Consider the following 5,397-nt stretch of genomic DNA (forward strand, 5'->3'; position numbering starts at 1 on the left):
CGCGCCGCTACAACCAACTACCTTTGCTGCGATCAAGCCCTGGAGGATTCGAAGGGAGCTGGCCGTATAGGACTTACCCGTTTTGCGGTTGCAAAGGTACATCTTTTTCTTTAACTTGCAATAGCTAACGCGCATTTTTTCTATCAAAAAGGAACAAACAGCTACTTTTCAGACAGTTATCAAACAAAAAAAAGTTTATCGTTCCCAACTTTCAAGGCTTTATTAACTTTAACAGCCTGATCTCCCCTATCAACCAATATTATTTGTACCTTTGTGCGCTATTTTAATTTAAAAAATGACAGAAAACAGAAATTACTTACAGAAATATGCCATGCATTTTGGCACATACATGGGAGCATATTGGATATTGAAATTCATTTTATTCCCATTGGGTTTTACAATTCCGTTTCTTTCACTCCTGTTTATGGGCCTTACTATCGGTGTGCCTTTCATAGGATATCACTATGTTAAGATGTATCGGAACAAAATATGCGGTGGTGCAATCAGCTTTGCCCATGCATGTCTTTTCACTTTATTTATGTACATGTTTGCTTCACTACTGGTTGCAGTAGCACATTATATCTATTTCCAGTTTATCGATCATGGATTTATCATCACGCAATGCATGAATGATATGGAACAGATGTTAGTTACCCTCCCCGGAATGGAGACAGAGAAAGAAGTATTCAAAACCGCAATGGCCAATGCTCAGTCTTTATCTTCTATTGACATCACGATGCAACTTTTATCATGGAATGTCTTTGCCGGTAGCTTACTTGCTATTCCTACAGCATTGTTTGTAATGAAACGAAACAGAGAATAATTCATAAATCATAAATTCATAATAAAAATGGATATATCTGTAGTCATCCCTTTGTTCAACGAAGAAGAATCACTTCCCGAACTGTTTGCCTGGATTGAACGGGTAATGAAAGCCAACGGCTTCTCATACGAAGTTATTTTTGTCAATGATGGCAGTACAGATCGTTCATGGGAAATTATAGAGCAACTCAAAGCTCAGTCACCGATTGTAAAAGGAATTAAATTCCGTCGCAATTACGGTAAATCACCGGCTTTATACTGTGGATTCAAACAGGCAGAAGGCGATGTGGTCATTACTATGGATGCAGATTTGCAAGACAGTCCGGACGAAATACCGGAACTCTACCGTATGATTACGGAAGAGGGGTATGATCTTGTTTCGGGATGGAAGCAAAAGAGATATGATCCGCTTTCCAAAACACTCCCTACTAAATTATTCAATGCTACAGCACGTAAAGTATCGGGCATCAAAAACTTACACGATTTCAACTGTGGATTGAAAGCCTATCGCCAGGCTGTAGTGAAGAATATCGAAGTATACGGCGAAATGCACCGTTATATCCCTTATCTGGCTAAGAATGCCGGATTTAAGAAAATCGGCGAGAAGGTGGTACAACACCAGGCACGTAAATTCGGTAAAACGAAGTTTGGCGGTCTGAATCGTTTCTTTAACGGATACCTGGATTTGATTTCTCTCTGGTTTCTTTCTACTTTCGGAGTAAAACCAATGCATTTCTTCGGATTGCTGGGCTCGTTAATGTTTATCTTCGGATTTATATCCGTTGTAATAGTAGGAGCTACCAAACTGTATCACATGCATAACGGAATGGCCTATAGATTGGTAACGGACTCCCCGTATTTCTATCTATCCCTTACGGCTATGATAATAGGAACACAGTTATTCCTGGCAGGATTTCTGGGTGAGCTGATCTCCCGCAATGCTCCGGAACGTAATAACTATCAGGTAGAAAAAATGATTTGAGAATGACCCAAACCATATAAAAGAGTATATATATGAAGAATTTAATCCGACTGTTCCTAGTCCTCCTCATTGCAAGTGTTGGTATCGGACTACACACCTCATGCTCTGAAGACAGTGATTGCTCTATTGCCGGACGTGCTATGATCAATTGTACGCTCTATACCAAAAATATTAAAGATGAGATCGTAAACGATACACTCGACTCTCTGACGGTAACCGCACTCGGTACAGATTCTATCATTATCAACAATCAAAAAAAGGTACATACTCTAACGCTGCCGCTGCGATATGCCTCAGATTCCACCATATTCATTTTCTACTATGCGTATAGAGAAGATCGGACATTGTGTGATACCATCTATATCAAACAACATAATGTGCCCTACTTTGAGTCAATGGAGTGTGGATATAGCATGAAACAAAGTATCGTCGGATTAAAATACAGCCGTTTAGAATTAGATACGATCCAAATACCTAATAAACAAGCCAATACTGATGGGACAGAAAATCTTAAGTTACTCTACCGCAATCGCGATTAGTCTGTTTCTACTCTTTTCATTGGAGATTTCGGCGCAGAACCAACAACGGCCCTACGTCAATCCCACTCCCAAAAGAGATCAGAAAAAGAACGTGAAAGAGGAACCCAAAGAAGAAGTTCCCCTTTACAACGGCACGTATATTGGCGTAGACTTATACGGTCTGGGTAGCAAACTCTTCGGAAATGATTTTCTGAGTTCTGAAGTGGATATAGTAGTGAATCTGAAAAACATGTTTCTCCCTACTGCTGAAATTGGTTTCAGCACCACTGATTCATGGAACGATACCGGTATTCACTATAAAAGTTCAGCCCCTTTCTTCCGCATCGGAGTAGATTATAACACGATGTCCAAGAAAAAGGAGAAGAATAGTTTTTTGTATGTCGGCCTTCGTTACGGGTTCAGTCATATGAAATATGATATCAACAGCATGCCGATGAAAGATCCGGCATTTGGCGGTGAATATGAGAATCCTAGTCTCGGAGATATCATCTGGGGAGGTAGTGTTCCCTATGATCACCCCGGACAAAAAGCGACTATGCAGTGGATGGAATTTGTGGCAGGCGTAAAAGTACAGATATACAAGAATTTCTATATGGGCTGGGCGTTACGAATGAAGTATAAACTCTCCGCCTCGGTTAGCGAATATGGTAACCCGTGGATGGTGCCCGGATTCGGGAAATATGGTTCCAACAACATGGGAGTGACATACACTCTGATATATAAACTACCTTATTAAACACAATGACAGGATTAGAGATTTGGCTGCTTGCAATTGGTTTGGCGATGGACTGTTTCGCTGTTTCTATTGCAAGCGGTATTATTTTAAAACGGATTCAATGGCGTCCCATGCTGGTCATGGCTTTTTTCTTCGGATTCTTCCAGGCATTAATGCCATTTCTGGGCTGGATAGGCGCCAGTGCATTCAGCCACCTCATTGAGAGTGTAGACCATTGGATTGCTTTTGCAATCCTTTCATTTTTAGGTGGACGCATGATTCTAGAATCATTCAAAGATGAAGAATGCCGCAAAGAATTTAATCCTGCCAGCCTGAAAGTTGTGTTAACCATGGCAATAGCCACAAGCATCGATGCTTTAGCCATAGGTGTTTCTTTTGCCTTTCTGGGCATCCGGGATTTCTCCGAGATCCTCCCTCCTATCGGTATCGTTGGATTCGTTTCATTCGCAGTGTCATTAATAGGATTGTTATTCGGTATTAAATGCGGCTGTGGCATTGCACGAAAGCTACGTGCCGAGTTATGGGGAGGTGTAATACTGGTAATTATCGGAATCAAAATATTAATTGAACATTTATTTTTCAGCTAAATAAAAACAGATATGAAAGCGAAGAAAAGTTTTATCTGGTTAGGAATACTCCTGCTGGCTACCATCTGGATACTGGTACGTAAAAACAACGTACCCTACAACAGTATTAATGGTTTGGTCTTCGGTACAATTTATAATATTACCTATCAATATGAGGGTGATCTAAAGCCAGAAATAGAAGCTGAGTTAAAGCGTTTTGATGCTTCGTTGTCTCCATTCAATGACACATCAGTGATTTCCCGCGTGAACCGGAACGAAGACATTATAACGGATAGCTTTTTCCAAACCTGCTTCAACCGTTCTATGGAAATCTCCAAAGAGACCGGTGGTGCTTTCGACATCACCATAGCCCCACTGGCAAATGCCTGGGGATTTGGTTTCAAACAAGGAGCATTTCCCGATTCCATGATGGTGGACAGCTTGCTGCAAATCACTGACTACAGAAGAGTAAAACTGGTTGATGGCAAGGTAGTAAAAGAAGACCCTCGCATTATGCTCAGTTGCAGTGCAGTAGCCAAGGGATACTCCGTAGACGTGGTGGCCCATTTGCTCGATAGCAAAGGCATTCAAAACTATATGATAGATATAGGCGGCGAAATAGTTGCCAAAGGAAAAAACTCACGCAATGGCCTGTGGCGTATCGGCATTAATAAGCCCATAGATGATTCACTGTCCGTCAATCAGGAAATACAGACGATTCTCGAACTGACAGACGTAGGTCTTGCTACATCGGGCAATTATCGCAACTTCTACTATAAAGACGGAAAGAAATATGCACACACCATTGATCCGAGAACAGGATATCCGGTACAGCATAACATTTTATCCGCTACCGTCATAGCCAAAGATTGTATGACAGCCGATGCTCTTGCCACTGCTTTTATGGTTATGGGACTAAAAGAAGCAGAAGCTTTTGCCAATGCAAATCCGGAGATTGATGCTTATTTTATATACAGCGGTGAGAACGGAGAGTTCAAAACATTCTTCACAGAAGGGATGAAGAAGTATATAAGCAGATAGTTATTAAAAAAGCAATTACAGATACTTCAGGAAATAGATTGCGGAATAAAGAGGTATTATTTATCTACATATAACATACTGATTTTAAGCCAATAAAAGTACCCTACCTTAAGAGATGAAAGAGTGTACATTCTTAGTATATAAAGTTGTACACTCTTGTTATACTAAAGTGTACACTCTTATACTACAAATATGTACAATCTTGCAGCAATGGTTTAAAATGTTAAAGTCATATGTTAAACTGAGCTATTTCATAAAAACAAAATACACTGCTAATATCAGACAGACAAAAGCTGCTAAATGATTCCAATGCAATGACTCACCTTTAAACAAGACTGTAGTAAAAACGGTAAAAATAACCAAAGTTATCACTTCCTGTATAATTTTCAATTGCATCAAACTAAAAGGCCCTCCGTTTCCACTGAATCCCAAACGATTGGCCGGAATTTGAAAAGTATATTCAAAAAAAGCGATTGCCCAGCTAAAAGCAATAACACCAATAAGCGGAAGCGTAGCAAACCAGGAATACTCCTGTTTCATTTTCAAATGGCCATACCAGGCAAATGTCATAAATATATTGGATACTATTAATAGTAACACAGTATATAATCCTTTCATATCTTCTATGTTGTATTCCTAATAATTGAATACTTTTTTATTTGTTATTAACTTTATAAATCAATTAGTTATCTCTTTTCTCTCATTTTTCAA

At 39.7% G+C, this 5,397-nt stretch carries 7 protein-coding genes; 6 read left to right on the top strand and 1 reads right to left on the bottom strand.

The window, feature by feature from the left end; all coding sequences use genetic code 11:
* Positions 1-295: 295 nt before the first annotated feature.
* From QX565_RS01920 to QX565_RS01945, 6 genes are read left to right on the top strand one after another with little or no spacing between them, the layout of a single operon-like run.
* Positions 296-823 (top strand): DUF4199 domain-containing protein, encoded by a 528-nt coding sequence (locus tag QX565_RS01920; protein WP_289290967.1) that lies wholly within the window; start codon positions 296-298, stop codon positions 821-823.
* Positions 824-850: 27 nt separating this feature from the next.
* Entirely contained in the window at positions 851-1,804 is a 954-nt protein-coding gene (locus tag QX565_RS01925; protein WP_002562033.1) for a glycosyltransferase family 2 protein, read from the top strand.
* Positions 1,805-1,836: 32 nt separating this feature from the next.
* The gene (locus QX565_RS01930; protein WP_221648611.1) at positions 1,837-2,343 is read left to right on the top strand and encodes a DUF6452 family protein; all 507 of its coding nucleotides are present in this window, start codon (positions 1,837-1,839) and stop codon (positions 2,341-2,343) included.
* Complete coding sequence (locus QX565_RS01935) at positions 2,300-3,079, top strand: DUF6048 family protein (protein WP_289290970.1); 780 nt, start codon at positions 2,300-2,302, stop codon at positions 3,077-3,079. The genes QX565_RS01930 and QX565_RS01935 overlap by 44 nt, the downstream gene beginning before the upstream one ends.
* Before the next feature lie 5 nt (positions 3,080-3,084).
* Positions 3,085-3,666 carry a manganese efflux pump MntP gene (locus QX565_RS01940; RefSeq protein ID WP_221648613.1) on the top strand — a complete coding sequence of 194 codons (582 nt, stop codon included), beginning with the start codon at positions 3,085-3,087 and terminating at the stop codon, positions 3,664-3,666.
* Positions 3,667-3,678: 12 nt separating this feature from the next.
* On the top strand, positions 3,679-4,686 hold the full coding sequence (locus tag QX565_RS01945; RefSeq protein WP_289290971.1) for an FAD:protein FMN transferase: 1,008 nt from the start codon (positions 3,679-3,681) through the stop codon (positions 4,684-4,686).
* Between the two features lie 246 nt (positions 4,687-4,932).
* On the opposite strand, the gene QX565_RS01950 is transcribed toward QX565_RS01945, so the two are convergent.
* Positions 4,933-5,304 (bottom strand): DMT family protein, encoded by a 372-nt coding sequence (locus QX565_RS01950; RefSeq protein WP_002562057.1) that lies wholly within the window; start codon positions 5,302-5,304, stop codon positions 4,933-4,935.
* Positions 5,305-5,397 lie beyond the last annotated feature (93 nt).

This window comes from Bacteroides sp. 41_26, from assembly GCF_949740115.1.
GTDB classification, from domain to species: domain Bacteria; phylum Bacteroidota; class Bacteroidia; order Bacteroidales; family Bacteroidaceae; genus Bacteroides; species Bacteroides nordii.

What these genes read in the sequence shown, in the direction of transcription:
- QX565_RS01920 (WP_289290967.1), top strand. Translation starts at nt 296, where the DNA reads ATGACAGAAAACAGAAATTACTTACAGAAATATGCCATGCATTTTGGC.
- QX565_RS01925 (WP_002562033.1), top strand. Translation starts at nt 851, where the DNA reads ATGGATATATCTGTAGTCATCCCTTTGTTCAACGAAGAAGAATCACTT.
- QX565_RS01930 (WP_221648611.1), top strand. Translation starts at nt 1,837, where the DNA reads ATGAAGAATTTAATCCGACTGTTCCTAGTCCTCCTCATTGCAAGTGTT.
- QX565_RS01935 (WP_289290970.1), top strand. Translation starts at nt 2,300, where the DNA reads ATGGGACAGAAAATCTTAAGTTACTCTACCGCAATCGCGATTAGTCTG.
- QX565_RS01940 (WP_221648613.1), top strand. Translation starts at nt 3,085, where the DNA reads ATGACAGGATTAGAGATTTGGCTGCTTGCAATTGGTTTGGCGATGGAC.
- QX565_RS01945 (WP_289290971.1), top strand. Translation starts at nt 3,679, where the DNA reads ATGAAAGCGAAGAAAAGTTTTATCTGGTTAGGAATACTCCTGCTGGCT.
- QX565_RS01950 (WP_002562057.1), bottom strand. Translation starts at nt 5,304, where the DNA reads ATGAAAGGATTATATACTGTGTTACTATTAATAGTATCCAATATATTT.